The following is a 17673-nucleotide window of genomic DNA, read 5'->3' on the forward strand; positions in this document are numbered from 1 at the left end:
TATTCTATCCTAGCTGTTGCAACACGACGTCTATGGCTTGACGCAGCAGTTCGCGATCGTGATGGTGTGGCACATCATCAGCGGCCAGCGGCTGCTGTATAACCAGACGGTTATTAATCTGGCTGACATCGACTTTCGGACCGACGATGACGGCATCAACCACCGGTTTCCCCACTTTGTGTTCGATCCAGGACAGCTTCTCCACCAGCGTCAAACGGGCAGCCGGATTGCTTTGTTCACTGCCCAGGTTGCCGATATATACCATGGGCGCGGGCGTGCGGCGGAGTGCTTGTGTTAGATCTTCCAACAGAAGCAGCGGCATGAGGCTGGTCAGGAAACTGCCAGGGCCGATCAAAATGAGATCGGCTTTGGTGATGGCGTCAATGGCTTCGCCCGTGGCCGGTACGGTCGGGTAGAGTTGCAAATCTTGCGGTAAGGCCGCCAACTGATCGATCTCAACTTCGCCATAAACAGGGTTGCCCTGTTCATCAATCGCCATTAAATCGACAGGATGCTCGGACATCGGAATTAAAAAGGCGTCCACCTTGAGCAGATTGCGAATCAGGTTGATGGCTTCCAATGGACGCACGCTCAGGTGATCGAGCGCTTTTAGCATCAGGTTACCCAGATTGTGCCCGGCAAGTTCGCCGTTACCGTTAAACCGATACTCAAACATCGCCGATGCCACGCTGGGTGTAGTGATCAGTTGGTTCAGACAGTTGCGGGTATCGCCCCAGGCAATGCCGCCTTCGGAGCGACGGATACGGCCAGTAGAACCACCGTTATCCGTGGTCGTGACAATGCCAGTCAGCCGTGAATCTAGGGAAGAGAGCGAAGACATAACACGACCTAAACCGTGTCCGCCTCCTAATGCGACAACCCTGTCAAGGTCGGCCAACGTGCGATTGCGCATAGAAACCTTATGAATAAGCCAGAGGAATATAAATAACGTGTGACGATCGCCGCTAAGGTAGCCGATTTCGCTTTAAAAGGCGAAAAATCCTCACACAGGCATGACCTAAGACAATTTCTGTCGCGTATTTTTCCGTATGCTGTGCAACATAAGATATTGAAAATACGTTATATATTTATTTATATACCGGTTTTGAGAGTGGTTAGCTGTGCTTTTTCGCAGTAGACTACTCAGTGAAATCACGATTCTTCACCGGTTATTCCGCCACGGTTTAACGGATAAACGATGAGAATCAAACTCCTAGCCTTGGTGCCTAAGTGATGCGCTTATTGCGCGTGATACGGTACTTTGGCCGTGGCCTTCGCGGTCACCAGGGTGCGAGGTAGAAATGCCTGCATCTCCCGTATTTGGAAAGGTGTTTATGGTGAGTCAACTGACTGATGCGTTTGCGCGCAAGTTTTACTATTTGCGTCTGTCTATCACAGACGTCTGCAATTTTCGCTGCACCTACTGCCTGCCTGATGGCTATCAGGCCAATGGCACCAATCCACATCGTTTTTTGTCACTCGATGAGATTCGTCGTGTCAGCCGCGCCTTTGCCGAATTAGGAACGGAAAAAGTCCGCCTTACTGGTGGTGAACCGTCTCTGCGTCGTGACTTCGTCGATATTATTGCTGCAATTCGAGAAAATCCGGCGATCCACACGCTGGCGGTGACCACTAACGGTTATCGTCTGGCGCGGGATGCTGCGCAATGGCGTGAGGCCGGACTCACGGCGCTGAACGTGAGTGTAGACAGCTTGGATGCACGCCAGTTTCATGCGATTACCGGGCAGGATAAATTCCGCCAGGTAATGGATGGTATTGATGCGGCATTTGACTGCGGTTTTGCCAAGGTAAAGGTCAATACCGTGTTGATGCGCGATGTGAACGCGGGCAGCCTGCAAACCTTTCTCGACTGGATTAAACACCGCCCGATTCAACTCCGCTTTATTGAACTGATGGAAACCGGTGAAGGAGGAGAACTCTTTCGTCGCCACCACGTTTCCGGCGAGGTGATTCGTCAACAACTATTGCAGCAAGGGTGGCAACAGCAGCAACGTGCACGCAGCGATGGCCCAGCCCAGGTGTTTTACCATCCTGATTATCAGGGGGAAATCGGGCTGATCATGCCGTATGAGAAAGATTTCTGCCTGAGCTGCAACCGTCTTCGTGTGTCTGCCATCGGTAACCTGCATCTGTGCCTCTTCGGTGAACAGGGTATTCCACTGCGTGATTTGCTGGCTGACGATCGCCATCTTGATGATTTGAAAATGCGTATTTCGGGCGGGTTGTCGACGAAGAAGCAGACTCACTTCCTGCATGACGGCAATAGTGGCATGACGCAAAATCTGTCATTTATCGGCGGTTAATCCGCGACATCACTGATTATTAAAGGAACCTGACATGAGCAAAGTTAGCAGCGAATTCGTTTCTCTCAATCTTGCGGTTCTGACCGTTTCTGAACGCCGTTCGGCGGAAGACGATACCTCCGGCGATTATTTGCGCGAAGCGGCACACTCTACAGGACACCGCATTGTCGCCAGCGCCATCGTGAAAGAGAACCTGTACCAGATTCGAGCACAGATCTCGGCGTGGATTGCCAGCGACGAGGTGCAGGGCATTCTGATTAATGGCGGGACGGGTTTTACGGCGGGGGATGTGGTGCCGGAAGCCATTAGCGTCTTGTTCGATCGGGAAATTGAAGGTTTCGGCGAACTGTTTCGCATGGTGTCGTACGAAGATATTGGTACTGCGACACTGCAATCCCGTGCGCTTGCCGGTCTGGCTAATCAGACGGTGATTTTTGCGATGCCGGGTTCGACGCGCGCCTGTCGAACGGCATGGGAACGTATCATTCAGGAACAGTTGGATGCGCGTCAGAAGCCGTGCAATTTTTATCCGCACGTGAAAAAACCCTCTTAACGGTAAGCCTTATTTATTATGTCATCATCTAAGCCACAACTGACCCACATTAACGCCGCTGGCGAAGCCGCGATGGTGGATGTTTCCGCCAAAGCTGAAACCGTGCGCGAAGCGCGTGCGGAAGCCTTCGTTGAAATGGCACCGCAGACGCTAGCGATGATTATTGCCGGCAGCCACCATAAAGGGGATGTGTTCGCTACCGCGCGCATCGCCGGGATTCAGGCCGCAAAACGTACCTGGGAGCTGATTCCGCTCTGCCATCCGCTGTTGTTGAGCAAAGTTGCTGTCGAACTGGAAGCGCAGCCTGAGCACAATCGGGTTCGCATCGAATCCGTCTGCCGCCTGACAGGGAGAACCGGCGTGGAGATGGAGGCGCTGACGGCCGCCTCTGTTGCTGCGTTGACCATCTATGACATGTGTAAGGCCGTACAGAAGGATATGGTGATTGGTCCGGTGCGCCTGCTGGCGAAAAGCGGTGGCAAATCCGGCGACTTTACAGCGGAGGGATCATGATTAAGATTCTGTTTTTTGCACAGGTGCGTGAACTGATCGAAACAGACAGCCTGTTACTGCCTGCCGATTATGCCACCGTGGAGGACGTGCGACAGGCGTTGTGCCAGCGTGGCGCGCGTTGGGAATTAGCATTGGAATCCGGCAAGTTGTTGGCAGCGGTAAATCAAACACTGGTTGAGTTGTCGCACCCGCTACAGGACGGTGATGAAGTCGCCTTTTTCCCACCGGTAACAGGAGGTTGATCGTGGCAGAAACGCGAATTCAGGTCGGCGAAGAGAATTTCAACGTAGGTGATGAATATCAGTGGCTAGCGCAGTGTGATGAAGACGGTGCGGTGGTGACGTTTACCGGTAAGGTGCGTAATCACAATCTGGCAAAAAATGTCAGCGCGTTGACGCTGGAGCATTATCCCGGCATGACGGAAAAGGCGCTGGCGGAGATTGTCGATCTGGCTCGCGAACGTTGGGAATTGCCGCGCGTGAGCGTAATTCATCGGGTAGGCGCACTCTATCCAGGGGATGAAATTGTGTTTGTCGGCGTCAGTGCTGCCCACCGCAGTGCCGCATTTGATGCCGCCGAATTCATCATGGATTACCTGAAAACGCGCGCGCCGTTCTGGAAGCGGGAAGCGACGCCGGAAGGTGAACGCTGGGTCGAATCGCGCGACAGTGATAAACAGGCTGCGCAGCGCTGGTAGTCGATTTCTGTGTTAGGATAAAAGGATGGCGGGGAGAGTATTTTCAGCCTCGATCCCCCAAACAGGCGGTTCGCGCCGCGTTAATCAGATAACTTTATGCAAAGGTAACATCATGGATAGATATCCACGCTCGGGTTCAATCGTTGAACGCACGCAGTCTGGTCTTCAGGCTTATATGGCACAGGTTTATGGTTGGATGACCTGTGGCCTGCTGCTGACGGCGTTTGTCTCCTGGTATGCGGCGCATACGCCAGCCGTATTTGATTTTGTTTTCTCCAGCCGCGTTACGTTCTTCGGACTGATCATTGCCCAATTGGGGTTGGTCTTTGTCATTTCCGGCATGGTACAGCGCCTGAATGGTGCGGTTGCCACATCACTATTTATGCTTTATTCCGCGCTGACGGGACTCACACTTGCCAGTATTTTTTTTCGTTACTCTGGCGCATCCATAGCCAGCACCTTTGTGATTACGGCGGGGATGTTTGGGGCGATGAGCCTGTACGGCTACACCACCAAGCGTGATTTGAGTGGCTTTGGCAGCATGCTGTTCATGGCGCTGATCGGGATTATTCTGGCCTCGCTGGTGAATCTGTGGCTGCAAAGCGCAGCGCTAATGTGGGCTGTGACCTATATCGGCGTGGTGGTGTTTGTCGGCCTGACCGCGTATGACACCCAGAAGCTGAAAAACATTGGTGAGCAGTTGTCTGTCGATGATAAAGATAGCTTTCGTAAATACGCCATCGTAGGCGCGTTGACCCTGTACCTCGATTTCATCAACCTGTTCCTGATGCTGCTGCGTATTTTCGGTAATCGTCGTTAAGGACAAGGCTGTAGCCTAAATGCCTCACTGCTTTATGTTAATGAGTGCAAAGATTTCGGGCGTGTCAAACACCGTGTTTTTTGTGCCTCATCACACGCCCGACAAGGAGCGCTCAGTCGCCGCAGCTCCTTGACCTATGGCTCTTTGGCGTTAATTGTGCCGCTACGCGGTGCCTTCGGCGCTTGTGTCCGCTATTCGTGCCGCCAGTGACGCGTTCCCGACGCGACACTGGCTTTCGCGGCGTCCTGCCGCTCACACGGCGGCCACGTCACCTCAGCACAATTTTTTACGCCTCTAGCTATCTGTTTCCCTTACTTATCTGCTATTAAGCGATATTCCGTCGGAAAATCGCGTAGGCCGCTGAACCGGTGGTTAGCGTGATGATAAGCAGCGGCCATAAACTGCCCCAGATAATGCGGAAATCTGCGTCCTTGAGGTAAATCTGCTTGGTGATATCCGTGAAATGGCGGATGGGGTTAATCCAGGTGATGTGCTGTAACCAGACTGGCATATTCTCGACCGGTGAGACATAGCCGGAAAGCAGGATCGCGGGCATCAGGAAGACGAACACCCCGATAAACGCCTGCTGCTGTGTGGCACAGAGCGAGGAAATCAGCAGACCAAAGCTGACCAGCGACAGGCCGTAAATGAGCATCGTGGTGTAAAACAGCAGCAGCGATCCGGCGAAGGGGATATGAAAAATCAATATGCCCGCCAGCAACACGATTGTGGCCTGAAATGTGGCGACAATCAGCGCGGGTACCGCTTTTCCAATGAAGATCTGGCTAGTAGAGAGCGGCGAAACCAGCAACTGTTCCAGTGTGCCCTGTTCCCGCTCGCGCGCGACGGAGAGCGCCGTAACAATCAACACGCCGATAGTGGCGATCATGGCAATCAGCGACGGCACCACAAACCATTTATAGTCCAGATTTGGATTATACCAGTGGCGTACCACCAGTTCGCTGTTGTTATGAAATGAACTGCTCTGGTTAGCGCTGTTTTGAGCCGGTCTGGCTGCCAGTAATTCCAACTGATAATCACGCACAATGTGCTGCACGTTGCTGGCGGCGATTTGGGCGCTGTTGGAGCGTCTGCCGTCCAGAATAAGCTGAAGTGAGGCGCTGTTCCCGCTGGCAATATCACGCGAGAACTGCGATGGGAAACGTAGAATCAGCAGTGCCCGCTGATTATCCAACGTCGGTGCCACGTCCTGCGGGCTATGTAGCATCAACACGTGAGAAAAGGATTTCGCCTTGGCAAAGCGCTGCGTCAACTCTACTGCGTGAGGGCCGCTATCTTCGCTGTAAATCGCAATGGTTGCATTGGTTACGTCGAGCGTGGCGGCGAAGGGGAATAGGGAAACCTGAAGGATAACGGGCAGCACCAGAATGGAACGCGTTTGCGGATCGCGCAGCAGCGATTGTAGTTCCTTGATAATCAACGTCCACAGACGATGTAGCATTGTCGCTCCCTAATCCAGCCTGCGCCGGGTTCGCCAGGCCGTCAGACCAATAAAGATAATCGCAGAGAGAATAAGGAACAGCAGGTTAGTCATTAGCACTGTACCGATATTTCCCGCGAGAAACAGCGTTTGCAGCGTGCTGACAAAATAGCGTGCCGGAATGATGTACGACACACCACGGACAAACTCCGGCATGCTGTCGATTTCAAAAATAAATCCGGACAGCATGATAGCCGGCAGAAATGCTGCATTCAGCGCCACCATGGCGGCGTTGAACTGGTTGCGGGTAAGGGTGGAAATCAACAACCCCATGCCCAGCGTGCTGGCAAGAAACAGGCTGCTGATAATAAACAGTAAAATCAGTGAGCCGCGATAGGGCACCTGCATGATGAAGGTGGAGACCAGAATGCACAGCGTCATGGCGATCATCCCAAGGACGTAATACGGGATGAGTTTGGACAGCAGCAGTTCTGCACGGGTGACCTGCGTAGAGAGCAGGGCTTCCATCGTCCCGCGCTCCCACTCACGGGCAATCACCAGCGAGGTGAGGATAGCCCCAATCACCGTCATGATGATGGTAATTGCGCCGGGAATGATGAAATGCTGGCTGATGGCGGCCGGATTAAACCAGTAGCGAGATTGTATTTCAATAAGTTGCTCGAACGTATCGCCGCGATCTTCCGCTCTCTGCTGTTGCCAAAGCAGCCAGATGCCTTCTGCGTATCCCTGAACAAAGTTTGCCGTATTGGGTTCGCTGCCGTCGGTGATGACTTGTATCGGCGCACGATCGCCCGGCCGCGCCAGCCGCTCGGCAAAATCAGTTGGGATCACGATCAGACCACGGATGCTGCCTGCCTGCATTTGTTGAATCAACTGCTGGCGGTTATTGCTGATAGTCGGCGTGATAAACGGTGAGGCTGCAAAGGTATTCGCCAGATCGTGCGCCTCTTCACTCTGCTGTTCCAGCAGGATGCCAACGTGTAGGCGGCTGGAGTCCAGATTGATGCCGTAGCCAAAGATAAAGAGCAGCATTAGCGGAATCACGAACGCAATCAACCCGCTGCTGGGGTCACGCAAGATTTGACGCGTTTCTTTCAGACACAGCGCCCGCAGACGACGCCCGGAAAAATGCGTGCTGCCGTGCTGACTCGCGCTGTCCTGTTTAACGCTATTCTGTTCAACCATGTCCGGCTTCCCCGTCGTAAGCCTGAATCAGCGTAATAAACGCCTCTTCCATCGTCGGTGATGGTGTTTGTTGGCTGGCGGCCTGATGCTTCAGCTCGTCCGGCGTACCGCTGGCAATCAATTTGCCGCGATACACCAGTCCAATGCGGTCGCAGTATTCAGCTTCGTCCATGAAGTGGGTGGTGACCATGACGGTGACGCCGCGATTGACCATACCATTGATGTGTATCCAGAATTCGCGTCGGGTAAGCGGATCGACTCCAGAGGTGGGTTCATCGAGAAACAGAATATCGGGTTCGTGCATCAGCGCACAGGCCAGCGCCAGACGCTGTTTGAACCCTAATGGTAGGGCATCTGGCGTTTGGCGGTAAATCGGCTGAAAGTTGAAGGCGTTGGTCATACCGGCCATTTTATCGCGTTGTGCTTTGCCCTTAAGTCCATAGACGCCGGAGAAAAACCGCAGATTCTGTTCGACGGTCAGGTTGCCGTAGAGCGAGAATTTTTGTGCCATGTAGCCTAAATGCTGGCGTGCTTTACCGGAGCTGGTTTTCAGATCCATATCGAGCACCAGTGCTTTGCCGTCGGTCGGCACCAGCAGGCCGCACATCATCTTGAAGGTAGTTGATTTTCCCGCACCGTTCGGGCCGAGTAGACCGAAGATTTCACCTCGCTTCACCTGAAAGCTGACATGATCGGTTGCGGCGAAATCGCCAAATTTTTTCGTCAGCGCCTGTGCCTCAATAACCGTTTCACCGCCGCTGACGTCAATCTGCGGCATGATGCTCGCCAGTGATGATTCGCTGGCTGGGCCGCCGCCTAACAGGTCAATAAACGCATCTTCAAAGCGCGGATCGATATCGTGCAGACTACTGGCTTCCAGATGCAAGGCGGAGAGCAGTGCTGTCCGATCGGCGTCGGGTGTTAGCATCAGTCTAACGTACTGCCCCTGAATCACGCCGTCGCTGACCTGCGGTAGACGCAGTGCTTCCTGCAACACATCCCGATGTCGTCGCGTTCCGGTGTCAATCAGAATACAGCGTCCCGCCATGCGTGCGGTCAGATCGCGCGGCGCACCGCGATATAATAATTCGCCCTCGTTCAGCAGTAGCACATCCCGGCACTGTTCCGCCTCATCGAGATAAGACGTGCTCCACAGGATCAACATGCCATCGTCGGCCAGCTCATGCACCATGTGCCACAGTTCACGGCGAGAAATGGGATCGACGCCCACGCCTGGCTCATCCAGCAGGAGCACCCTAGGTTGCCCCAGCAGCGTACAGGCCAGCCCCAATTTTTGTTTCATACCGCCGGACAGCTTGCCTGCTAGCCTGTCGGTAAAGCGGGTCAGATCGGTAAATGACAGCAAGCGGTCAAAGGTGTCTTTGCGTACATCGCCAGTGATACCACGTAAGTCGGCATACAGCGTCAGATTTTCCATCACCGTCAGATCTTCATACAAACCGAATTTCTGCGGCATATAGCCCAAAATGGCATGGAGCTGACGATCCTCTTTAATAGGGTCAAAATTGGCGACGCGTAGTGAGCCGTGGCTGGGCGTTAATAGTCCCGCCAGCATACGCAGCAGGGTGGTTTTCCCCGCACCGTCAGGGCCGACCAGTCCGGTCACGGCACTGCTGTGTATTTCGGCGGTGAGGCTGGCAAGCGCGGGCTTTTCCTGTCCGGCAAAGCGCTTTTCCAGCCCGTTCAACACGATGTGTGCGAGTGAATCAGTCATGGCGAGCGGGCTCAGTAGCGCGATTGGCCTCCTCGCTGCGCACATCCTCAAAACGCAGTGTGACCGGCATCCCTTGCCGTAAGCCGTCATCGGGGTCGTTAACCACAATACGCAGGCGATAAACCAGATCGGTGCGAAGATCTTCGGTTTCGACACTCTTTGGTGTGAATTCGGCACTTGGTGAAACAAAACCAATTTTGCCGTGATAAGGCTGGTTTGGGCGAGCATCGGTGTAAATCAGCATGTGGTTACCGGGCACGACGCGACCGAGATCCTTCTCGCTCACATAGGCGCGAACCCAAACGGGGCGAGTCAGGGATAGCGTGAAAACGGGACTACCTGTCGCCAGCATACTGCCTTTTTCGGCGGCGCGGGTGAGGATCACGCCGGGAGACGGCGCAAGCAGTTCGGTGTCCTGTCTATCCAATGCCGCTTGTGCCAGTCCGGCTTCGGCCTGTGCTACCGTTGCCTGCGCGGCGGCAATTTCCTGCGGTCGGTTGCCGCGTTCAAACTGGATTAATTTGTCTTTCGCGGCCTGTAGTGTTGCAAGCGCCTGATTACGTGCTGTTCTAGCATCATCCAGCATGTCGGCGGAAATAGCGCGTTTGTCCCACAGTCCCTGTTGACGCTGATAGAAACTATTCGCGTAGTCATAGGCAGCCTGACTCTGAACAACCTGAGAGCGCACCTGCGCGATCTCTTCCTGGCGGTAGCCTTCCTGTGCCAGTTGAAGCTGTGCCTGCGCACTGGCGAGATTCGCCTGCGCCTGATGTTGTGCATTCACGTAAGGTGTGGCGTCGAGCATTGCCAGCGGTTGGCCTGCCTGTACGGTATCCCCTTCGTCAACCTTCAATTCAGCGACTCTGCCGCCGACGCGGAAGGCCAGATTGACGGTGCGGATATCCACATTGCCGTAGAGCGTGAGCGGTTTTTGCTGCTGTTGTTGGTGGTGATAAAAACCGTAACCTGCACCGAGCAGGACGAGAACGAGGGCGGCGAACGCCAGTTTTCTCTTGTTCATCACGCATAATTCCTTGTTTATCAGCGGTGAGCTTGTCAACGGTAGCGATCCCGCAGACCGTTCAAAAGACGCGTCGTTTCTTATTTCTATAAGCTCTTAATCATATGACGGGTTACAGAGGTTTATGGTGATTTATAGCGATCTGTCTCACAAAAATACATGTCTCCAATCGATGGCTCCCACGTATTACCGCGTGTATCCGGCATAACACCTTATTTTTTTTAAGGAATTGAAAATGAGCTGTAGCTATTGTAATTAATTTAATTGAATGATAATAATTGTTATTAGCAATTACATTTGTATTGGTGCTGATATCGTGGCTTGGCAGCATTGAGGTTATGCCACAGGGGATAACTCCAGCATTCATTGTCAGAACCAATAGCAATCCGCCAAAGTGTTTCGCGTAAGGCGAAGCATTTTGGCGTTTTTTTGTCTGTGCTGCGGTGAATGGTCGCCACAGATGATGGCTTTTATTCACGGTGGATACTTAACCAAAGGGGGAAGGATAGTGAACCAGATGCGCACTTTACTTGCATTGATGCCATGCGTGCTGATTGCTCCGACGTATGCACAGGATGACACGACGAAAAAGGGTGAGGCGAGTGGCGATGAGATGGTGATAACCGCCTCACGTTCGAATATCCAGCAGCAGAAAGCGCCGCAGGTGGTTACGGTGATTACCAAGGAGCAAATCGAGCAGCAGATGCAGGTTACCTCCGATTCGTCGCAAATCCTGAGCAATCTGCTGCCTTCGTTCTCCCCTAGCCGTCAGAAAATGAGCGGCAGCGGCGAAACCTTCCGCGGTCGTGCGCCGCTGGTGATGATCGACGGTATCCCGCAATCTAACCCGCTGCGTCCGACTTACCGTGAGATGCATACGATAGATTACTCGATGGTGGAACGTATCGAAGTCATTCACGGTGCCAACGCCACCAACGGAATGGGCGCGACGGGCGGGGTGATCAATATCATCACCCGTCGGCCGGAAAACGGTTCGTTTAATCAGTACGTCAACGTACAGACGACGCTTCCGACTGAAAAAATTCGTGGTGAAACCGCCGGTTATAAAACCACCTATCGGGTCGACGGACGTCAGGACTATCTCGACTACTTGTTCTCGATTGGCTATGAGAATCAGGGGTTATATCTGGACGGTAATAATCGCCCCGTCGGCGTGGATAACACCCAGGGCGATACCATGGACTCCCGTTCCTACGACCTGTTAGCGAAAGTTGGGTACTGGCTGGATGACTATCAACGCATTCAATTGAGTGTGAATCGCTATAACATTAAAGGTGAAAATAGCTACCTCAGCGTGGATGGTGTGCGCAGGCTAGGTATTCCGACAACGTCGGTACGCGGCACGCCGCCGGGTGACGCGCCACATAACAGCGTATGGACAACGGGGCTGACTTATGAGCACCACGATCTGGCAGGGATGAAGCTATCGGCGTTGGTGTTTAATCAGCGTTATGAAGCGTTGTTTGGTGCAACTTTGTCGGATACTTTTCAGGATCCGTCTATTGCGCCAATGGATACGCTTTACGATCAGTCGCGCGCGATTTCCAATAAATACGGCACCAAGCTGGCGCTGACCAAAGATGATCTGCTGGATGACACGCTGAAAGTCACGGTCGGTTTCGATACGCTTTACGATAAAGGGAAGCAGGATCTCTACCTGACCAAGCGTACCTATGTGCCGGAGATGGAATACACCAACTATTCACCATTTATTCAGGGTGAATATCAACTGCTGGATAACGTCACATTGCACGCGGGCGTCCGCCATGAAATCGCTAAGCTTCAGGTTAACGATTACCAAACGCTGGCGTACTACAAAAATGTGACTGTACAAGGTGGTAGCCCGAAATTTAATGAAACGTTGTATAACGCGGGTATCGTCTATGCGGCAACGGACTCCCTGAGCCTGTTTGCCAACTATTCGGAAGGATTCGGTATGCCAGATGTGGGGCGTACGCTACGTTCCATCAACCGTGCGGACGTTAGCCTGAAGAATTTTGACGGCTTTAAGCCGATTGTGACAGATAACGTAGAAACGGGGTTCCGGTTCAAGAAAGATCGTTTCGATCTCGAAGCCAGCTATTACCAATCCAACGCGAAGCTGGGTGAACGTGTGGTGCAGAGTGGGGATGTCTTTACTTCCCAACGTCAGCGAACGCGTATTCAAGGCGTAGAGGTCACGGCGGGTTATCAGATTAATGAGCAGCATAAAGTCAACGCGTCTTACGCCCATATGGAAGGAAAATATGACAGCAATAGCGACGGTAAGCTGGATAAGAAGCTTAACGGTTTGAACAATGTTGCGCCGGATCGCGTTATCGCCAGTTGGTCTGCGAACTGGAACGATAAGTGGAGTTCATTCGTGCAGGCGAATTATGCCTTCGGCCGCAGCTTTGACGATGCGGGATTGGCGTTTGATGGCTACCTGCTGATGGATGCGGCTGTGGGGTACAAGTTGCCGTATGGTCGCCTCAATGTGGCGGTGGCGAATCTGCTGGATAAGCAGTACATCACCTACTATTCGCAGGCGGCGCAAGCCAATGATACGCGCTATTTCTCCGGGCGCGGCCGCACGGTGACGTTGGGTTATTCGATTGATTTCTAAGTTTACCCTGTTTAGCGATGTCCAAAAATCAGCAATACGGCAACGTTTTACGCTGGCTGTGTTGTGGTCTTTTCTGCTGGTGACGCTGGCGCAGGCGGCAGAACCGTCGCGTCAGATTCAGCATGCGCTAGGCGTGACCACCGTGACAGGGACGCCGCTGCGTATTGTGACGCTGTTTCAGGGCGCGACCGACTCCGCTGTCGCGTTGGGAATCAAGCCGATTGGCGTGGTGGAATCATGGACAGAGAAGCCGATTTATCGCTACCTGCGCCCCGCTTTGCGGGGCGTAACGCTGGTCGGGCTGGAAACGCAGCCCAGTCTGGAAACCATCGCGCTACTCAAGCCCGATCTCATCGTGGCGTCTACGTTTCGGCATGAGAAAATCTACGGCCTGCTGTCGCAGATCGCACCGACGATTGCGCTGGACAGGGTGTCTGAATTTAAGGATACGGTCCAGATGATGGGCGTCGCGCTAAACAGGGAAGATAAGGCGAACGAGATGTTATCCCACTGGGATCGGCGGGTGGATGTGCTGCGTGACCAGTTGAAAGCCCGATTCAGCGCACGCTGGCCGCTCAGCGTGTCTATTCTCGAATTCCGTGAAGATCACATGCGCACTTATCTGCCCGCTAGCTTTGCTGGCTCGGTGCTGTCGGAAATCGGCTTTGTCTGGTCGCGACCGGAAAGCGATACGGCAGGCGTGATGCAAAAACTTACTAGTAAGGAGAGCATTCCGGTGGTGGATGCCGATCTGTTCTTCGTTTTGCTGCGTTCGGACAAACCAGCGGTGGCGCAGAACTACCGGAATTGGCAAGCTCACCCGCTCTGGCAGCGGCTGCGGGCACCTCGGCAGCAACAGGTTTATCCGGTGGATAACGTTGCCTGGAGCCTGTCTGGCGGTATTTTGGGGGCGAATCAGATGCTGGACGACATCGAACGACAGTTTGCCGATCCTGCGGGTAAAAAAAGTGATATTGCAAGGGAGAGCACGACACGATGAGACAGAGCATCGTGACGGCTGCGGGTATCGCATTATTGCTGCTGAGTATCGTCGCCAGCCTGATGCTAGGGCAAACCACGATTTCGTTGGGGGCCGTGTTCAGCGCGCTGTTCCATTACGATCCGCAGCAGATCGACCAGATACTGGTGTTAACGACCCGCCTGTCGCGGACGGTGATTGCGATCGTTGTCGGTGCCAGTCTTGCGGTTGCCGGAGCGTTAATGCAGGCGTTGACGCGTAACCCGTTGGCCTCGCCGGGAATATTCGGCATTAACGCGGGAGCCATGTTTTCCGTCGTATTGTTGTCCTCGCTGTTGACCTTTTCCTCGCAGATCGCACTGGCGTGGACAGCCTATTTGGGCGCCGCTGTTGCTGGCATCATGGTGTATGTGCTGGGAACGTTAGGGAATGCGCGTTCGAGCCATTTACGCATTGTGCTGGCTGGTGCCGCGATTAGCGCGCTGTTTATCTCGTTTACGCAAGCGCTGCTAGTGATCAATCAGGACGGGCTGGATAGCATGCTGTTCTGGCTGGCCGGTTCGGTATCTGGGCGCAGCCTGTCGATGCTGTTATCGCTGCTGCCGTACTTTGTTATCGCACTCTTCCTTGCGCTGCTACTGGCGCGTCACCTGAATATTCTGGTGGCGGGTGATGAGATCGCCAAAGGGCTGGGACAGCGTACCGCGCTGGTGCGTTCGCTATCCGGGCTGTGCGTGATCGGGCTGGCTGGCGGCGCGGTGGCGATAGCCGGAAATATCGGTTTTATCGGGCTGATCGTGCCGCATATTGTGCGTCGCGTACTGTCTGCCGATCACCGTTGGCTGTTGCCCGGCTGCGCGATTTTCGGTGCTACGCTGTTGCTGCTGGCTGATGTTGCTGCGCGCTTGCTGATTGTGCCGCAGGAAGTGCCGGTTGGGGCAATGACCGCGCTGCTGGGCGCGCCTTTCTTCATTTATCTGGCGAGAAGGGGAATGCGGCATGGGTAAGGTGTGTACCGTGCGCGTAGGGCGTTTTTCGCGCCAGATTGATCTGCACACGTCTGTGGTGGCGCTCTCGCTCCTGCTGGTGCTGTTAGCCGTGGTGTTCCTCTCGCTGTCGCTGGGACAGGTGGTGCTGTCGCCTACGCAGGTGATGTCGGCGCTGCTGGGAAAGGCAGACAGCGGCGTGCATTTTATCGTCAACGACCTGCGTTTGCCGCGTGCGCTGCTGGCACTATTGGTCGGCGGCGCGCTAGCGATATCGGGCTTGATTCTGCAAAGCATTGTGCGCAATCCGCTGGCCTCGCCGGATATTCTGGGGATTACCAGCGGCGCATCGGCGGCAGCGGTATTCTTCCTCTCGTTTCTGGCGGCGGTGATAAGCCAGCGTTGGCTTCCGCTGGCGGCAATGGGCGGGGCGTGGGTTACCGCGATTGCCATTTATCTACTGGCCTGGAAGCAAAGCGCATCGCCACTGCGCTTGGTGCTGGTTGGGGTTGGGCTGTCCGCTATTATGGGGGCGGCGGTCACGATGATGCTGGTGTTTAGCCCGATTGGAACGACGTTGACGGCGTATGTGTGGCTGACGGGCAGTATTTACGGCGCACAGTGGCAGCATGTATCGGCGCTGGCGGGCTGGTTGCTGCTTGGTGCCCCGTTTCTGGTGGGGCTGGCGCGGCATGTCAACGTGCATGAGTTGGATGATGCGCTGGCCTGCGGCGTCGGCCAGTCTGTCGGGCGTATCCGGTTTGCGCTGTTAACGTTAAGCGTTGCGCTGGCAGGGGCGGCGATTGCCTATGCCGGTGCGATGGCATTTGTCGGCCTGCTGGCACCGCATATTGCGAAAAAGCTGGCAAACCGTTCATTCTCCGGCTTGGCGCTGGTGTCGGCGCTGACGGGCGGTTTATTGGTGATGGTGGCTGATTTGATTGGCCGCACGGCGTTCCTGCCGCTGGATCTGCCTGCTGGCATTTTTATCTCCGTGCTCGGAACGCCTTTCTTTATCTATTTATTGCTTCGGCAACGTTATTGAGATCGCAAGATTATGCCAGAGAATGTGCAGCCAACACACGTCCCCCCAACTGACCGCGAGGCGATTGCCAGCCAGTCGCTGACGCTGAGTTACGAAAAACAGGTCGTGATTGATGCGCTGGATATCACGCTGCCAGCCGGGAAAATCTCGGTGCTGGTGGGGAGTAACGGCTGTGGCAAGAGCACGTTACTGAAGTCGTTTGCCCGTCTGCTGAAACCGACAAGTGGGACGATTATTGTCAACGGGGCGGATATCCATCGGCAATCCACCGTTGAGGTGGCGAAATCTTTGGCGATTTTGCCGCAAACGCCAACCGCACCGGAAGGGCTAACGGTGTATCAGTTGGTGAAGATGGGGCGCTACCCGCACCAATCGTGGCTGAAACAGTGGTCGGCCACGGATGAAGAAAAAGTGCTTCAGGCGTTGCGCAGTACCGGTGTGCTGGCGTTAAAGGATCGCGCGGTGGATTCGCTATCCGGTGGGCAGCGTCAGCGCGTCTGGATCGCCATGACGCTAGCGCAGGATACCGATATCGTCCTGCTGGATGAGCCAACGACCTATCTCGATCTGGCACATCAGATGGAGGTCCTGGATTTGCTACGGGCACTGAACGCTCAGCAGCAGAAAACCATCGTCATGGTGCTGCACGATCTGAATCTGGCGTGCCGCTACGCGCATCACATGGTGGCCGTGCATAACCGGACGGTGTTTGCACAAGGCAATCCACGCGACATTCTCACCGAAGCTACGGTAAAAACGGTGTTTAACCTGAACTGTCGCATCATCGACGATCCATTTTTCGGTACGCCGTTGTGCATTCCGTTTGGGCGCGAGGCGGTGGAGGTTGCGACTGATGTCGGCTAACCACCTGACGGCACCGCAGTGGGCGATGCTGTCCGGCACGCTGCAACTAACGGATGCTTCGCAGCGGGTAGGCTCTGACCGTTGCCCAAGCTGTAAGGTGCTGGAACCAAACTATTGTCGTTGGCTGCTGGATACCCTGACGCCGCCGCTATTGTCGCCATCGATCAAGATTACCGCGTCACTACTGGCGAAGCGGATAGGGTTCTTAACCACGGCCGCCAGCCTGTACGCAATGTCGGTGTATAACAAAGGGCTGAACATGACGCTGGATAACAGCGTATTGGAATTCGGACACCAGCGTTTATGGACATCGACCATGCCACTTTACGATCTCACGGTGTCTCAACCAGAAACCGGGTTGCGAGAGGTATGGCGCGATAGCCTGTTCGACACGCTGTTTGCTCAGCACCTGTCGCCGATCTTACATTCGCTGTCTGCGGTGTCGGGTGTGCCGCTGCGTATCCTGTGGGAGAACGTCGCGGTGCGGGTGTTTTCGTTATATGAACAGCGCATTGAGTGGGACGATCCGGCGGCGGAGTGTTCACCAGGAATGACGTTAGCGCAGCAGGTACAACAGGATTTCGACGCCTTGCTGGCTGCACCTGGCGAGCGTTTTGGCTGTGATGATAATCCGTTAAGGCCGTTCTTTCGTGCGAAAACGCGGGTTCCTGCGGTGGGGAGTGCTGTGAGCTTTCGCAACATACGTTTTCGCCGCACCTGCTGTTTTTATTACAAAGCGTCGCAGCCACAGGAATATTGCAATAACTGTCCCTTATTGCGCCCTACCAGAGAAACGGGCTGACACAGATAAAAATCCCTTAGTGGTCAGAATCTCTGCTACAATCGTCGGCAGTCATGCACCG

Annotated in this window: 17 protein-coding genes and 1 riboswitch; of the genes, 12 read left to right on the forward strand and 5 right to left on the reverse strand. The window is 54.4% G+C overall.

Annotated elements, in window-relative coordinates:
* Positions 1-4 precede the first annotated feature (4 nt).
* A complete protein-coding gene (gene yvcK / locus A7983_RS16080; RefSeq protein WP_005972835.1) occupies positions 5-913 on the reverse strand; it encodes a uridine diphosphate-N-acetylglucosamine-binding protein YvcK in 909 nt (302 codons plus the stop codon).
* Positions 914-1198: 285 nt separating this feature from the next.
* A riboswitch (molybdenum cofactor riboswitch) is annotated at positions 1199-1347 on the forward strand.
* Between yvcK and moaA the strand changes: the two genes are divergently transcribed.
* The 6 genes from moaA (at position 1335) to A7983_RS16110 (ending at position 4907) form a co-directional block, all read left to right on the forward strand.
* Complete coding sequence (gene moaA, locus A7983_RS16085) at positions 1335-2324, forward strand: GTP 3',8-cyclase MoaA (RefSeq protein ID WP_039477316.1); 990 nt, start codon at positions 1335-1337, stop codon at positions 2322-2324. Its footprint overlaps the riboswitch before it by 13 nt.
* A 34-nt stretch (positions 2325-2358) precedes the next feature.
* A complete protein-coding gene (gene moaB / locus A7983_RS16090; RefSeq protein ID WP_005972830.1) occupies positions 2359-2877 on the forward strand; it encodes a molybdenum cofactor biosynthesis protein B in 519 nt (172 codons plus the stop codon).
* Between the two features lie 18 nt (positions 2878-2895).
* Positions 2896-3390, forward strand: a complete 495-nt coding sequence (gene moaC, locus A7983_RS16095) for a cyclic pyranopterin monophosphate synthase MoaC (RefSeq protein WP_005972828.1) — start codon at positions 2896-2898, stop codon at positions 3388-3390.
* Positions 3387-3632, forward strand: coding sequence for a molybdopterin synthase sulfur carrier subunit (moaD, locus tag A7983_RS16100; RefSeq protein ID WP_005972826.1), 246 nt, complete (start codon positions 3387-3389; stop codon positions 3630-3632). The genes moaC and moaD overlap by 4 nt, the downstream gene beginning before the upstream one ends.
* 2 nt (positions 3633-3634) lie before the next feature.
* Positions 3635-4087, forward strand: a complete 453-nt coding sequence (gene moaE / locus A7983_RS16105) for a molybdopterin synthase catalytic subunit MoaE (protein ID WP_005972824.1) — start codon at positions 3635-3637, stop codon at positions 4085-4087.
* Positions 4088-4199: 112 nt separating this feature from the next.
* On the forward strand, positions 4200-4907 hold the full coding sequence (locus tag A7983_RS16110) for a Bax inhibitor-1/YccA family protein (protein WP_039477296.1): 708 nt from the start codon (positions 4200-4202) through the stop codon (positions 4905-4907).
* 325 nt (positions 4908-5232) lie between these two features.
* Here the strand turns inward: A7983_RS16110 and A7983_RS16115 are convergent, their stop codons facing one another.
* Genes A7983_RS16115 through hlyD form a run of 4 tightly spaced genes read right to left on the reverse strand, consistent with a single transcriptional unit; the run spans position 5233 to position 10310 of the window.
* Positions 5233-6369, reverse strand: coding sequence for an ABC transporter permease (locus A7983_RS16115; RefSeq protein ID WP_005972819.1), 1137 nt, complete (start codon positions 6367-6369; stop codon positions 5233-5235).
* A 9-nt stretch (positions 6370-6378) separates the two neighbouring features.
* On the reverse strand, positions 6379-7554 hold the full coding sequence (locus A7983_RS16120; protein WP_005972817.1) for an ABC transporter permease: 1176 nt from the start codon (positions 7552-7554) through the stop codon (positions 6379-6381).
* The gene (locus A7983_RS16125; protein WP_005972815.1) at positions 7547-9289 is read right to left on the reverse strand and encodes an ATP-binding cassette domain-containing protein; all 1743 of its coding nucleotides are present in this window, start codon (positions 9287-9289) and stop codon (positions 7547-7549) included. The genes A7983_RS16120 and A7983_RS16125 overlap by 8 nt, the downstream gene beginning before the upstream one ends.
* Entirely contained in the window at positions 9282-10310 is a 1029-nt protein-coding gene (gene hlyD, locus A7983_RS16130) for a secretion protein HlyD (RefSeq protein WP_005972812.1), read from the reverse strand. Before hlyD ends, A7983_RS16125 begins: the two co-directional genes overlap by 8 nt.
* A 517-nt stretch (positions 10311-10827) precedes the next feature.
* Here hlyD and A7983_RS16135 point away from each other — a divergent pair.
* Genes A7983_RS16135 through A7983_RS16160 form a run of 6 tightly spaced genes read left to right on the forward strand, consistent with a single transcriptional unit; the run spans position 10828 to position 17612 of the window.
* Positions 10828-12936, forward strand: coding sequence for a TonB-dependent receptor (locus A7983_RS16135; RefSeq protein ID WP_005972810.1), 2109 nt, complete (start codon positions 10828-10830; stop codon positions 12934-12936).
* Positions 12926-13936, forward strand: a complete 1011-nt coding sequence (locus A7983_RS16140; protein WP_039477293.1) for an ABC transporter substrate-binding protein — start codon at positions 12926-12928, stop codon at positions 13934-13936. The genes A7983_RS16135 and A7983_RS16140 overlap by 11 nt, the downstream gene beginning before the upstream one ends.
* Positions 13933-14922: a FecCD family ABC transporter permease gene (locus tag A7983_RS16145; protein ID WP_005972802.1), complete on the forward strand. Its 990-nt coding sequence runs from the start codon at positions 13933-13935 to the stop codon at positions 14920-14922. Before A7983_RS16140 ends, A7983_RS16145 begins: the two co-directional genes overlap by 4 nt.
* Positions 14915-15946, forward strand: a complete 1032-nt coding sequence (locus A7983_RS16150) for a FecCD family ABC transporter permease (RefSeq protein WP_005972800.1) — start codon at positions 14915-14917, stop codon at positions 15944-15946. Before A7983_RS16145 ends, A7983_RS16150 begins: the two co-directional genes overlap by 8 nt.
* Positions 15947-15958: 12 nt before the next feature.
* Positions 15959-16810: an ABC transporter ATP-binding protein gene (locus tag A7983_RS16155; protein ID WP_005972798.1), complete on the forward strand. Its 852-nt coding sequence runs from the start codon at positions 15959-15961 to the stop codon at positions 16808-16810.
* Positions 16800-17612 (forward strand): IucA/IucC family C-terminal-domain containing protein, encoded by an 813-nt coding sequence (locus tag A7983_RS16160; protein WP_005972797.1) that lies wholly within the window; start codon positions 16800-16802, stop codon positions 17610-17612. Before A7983_RS16155 ends, A7983_RS16160 begins: the two co-directional genes overlap by 11 nt.
* Positions 17613-17673: the final 61 nt, after the last annotated feature.

It is taken from the genome of Pectobacterium wasabiae CFBP 3304, from assembly GCF_001742185.1.
GTDB classification, from domain to species: Bacteria; Pseudomonadota; Gammaproteobacteria; order Enterobacterales; family Enterobacteriaceae; genus Pectobacterium; species Pectobacterium wasabiae.

Excerpts from the sequence above, each read along its gene's own strand:
- A7983_RS16155 (WP_005972798.1), top strand. The coding sequence starts at position 15,959 with ATGCCAGAGAATGTGCAGCCAACACACGTCCCCCCAACTGACCGCGAG.
- A7983_RS16145 (WP_005972802.1), top strand. The coding sequence starts at position 13,933 with ATGAGACAGAGCATCGTGACGGCTGCGGGTATCGCATTATTGCTGCTG.
- A7983_RS16110 (WP_039477296.1), top strand. The coding sequence starts at position 4,200 with ATGGATAGATATCCACGCTCGGGTTCAATCGTTGAACGCACGCAGTCT.
- moaA (WP_039477316.1), top strand. The coding sequence starts at position 1,335 with ATGGTGAGTCAACTGACTGATGCGTTTGCGCGCAAGTTTTACTATTTG.
- A7983_RS16150 (WP_005972800.1), top strand. The coding sequence starts at position 14,915 with ATGGGTAAGGTGTGTACCGTGCGCGTAGGGCGTTTTTCGCGCCAGATT.
- moaB (WP_005972830.1), top strand. The coding sequence starts at position 2,359 with ATGAGCAAAGTTAGCAGCGAATTCGTTTCTCTCAATCTTGCGGTTCTG.
- hlyD (WP_005972812.1), bottom strand. The coding sequence starts at position 10,310 with ATGAACAAGAGAAAACTGGCGTTCGCCGCCCTCGTTCTCGTCCTGCTC.
- moaC (WP_005972828.1), top strand. The coding sequence starts at position 2,896 with ATGTCATCATCTAAGCCACAACTGACCCACATTAACGCCGCTGGCGAA.
- A7983_RS16160 (WP_005972797.1), top strand. The coding sequence starts at position 16,800 with ATGTCGGCTAACCACCTGACGGCACCGCAGTGGGCGATGCTGTCCGGC.
- A7983_RS16135 (WP_005972810.1), top strand. The coding sequence starts at position 10,828 with ATGCGCACTTTACTTGCATTGATGCCATGCGTGCTGATTGCTCCGACG.
- A7983_RS16125 (WP_005972815.1), bottom strand. The coding sequence starts at position 9,289 with ATGACTGATTCACTCGCACACATCGTGTTGAACGGGCTGGAAAAGCGC.
- moaD (WP_005972826.1), top strand. The coding sequence starts at position 3,387 with ATGATTAAGATTCTGTTTTTTGCACAGGTGCGTGAACTGATCGAAACA.
- A7983_RS16115 (WP_005972819.1), bottom strand. The coding sequence starts at position 6,369 with ATGCTACATCGTCTGTGGACGTTGATTATCAAGGAACTACAATCGCTG.
- yvcK (WP_005972835.1), bottom strand. The coding sequence starts at position 913 with ATGCGCAATCGCACGTTGGCCGACCTTGACAGGGTTGTCGCATTAGGA.
- A7983_RS16120 (WP_005972817.1), bottom strand. The coding sequence starts at position 7,554 with ATGGTTGAACAGAATAGCGTTAAACAGGACAGCGCGAGTCAGCACGGC.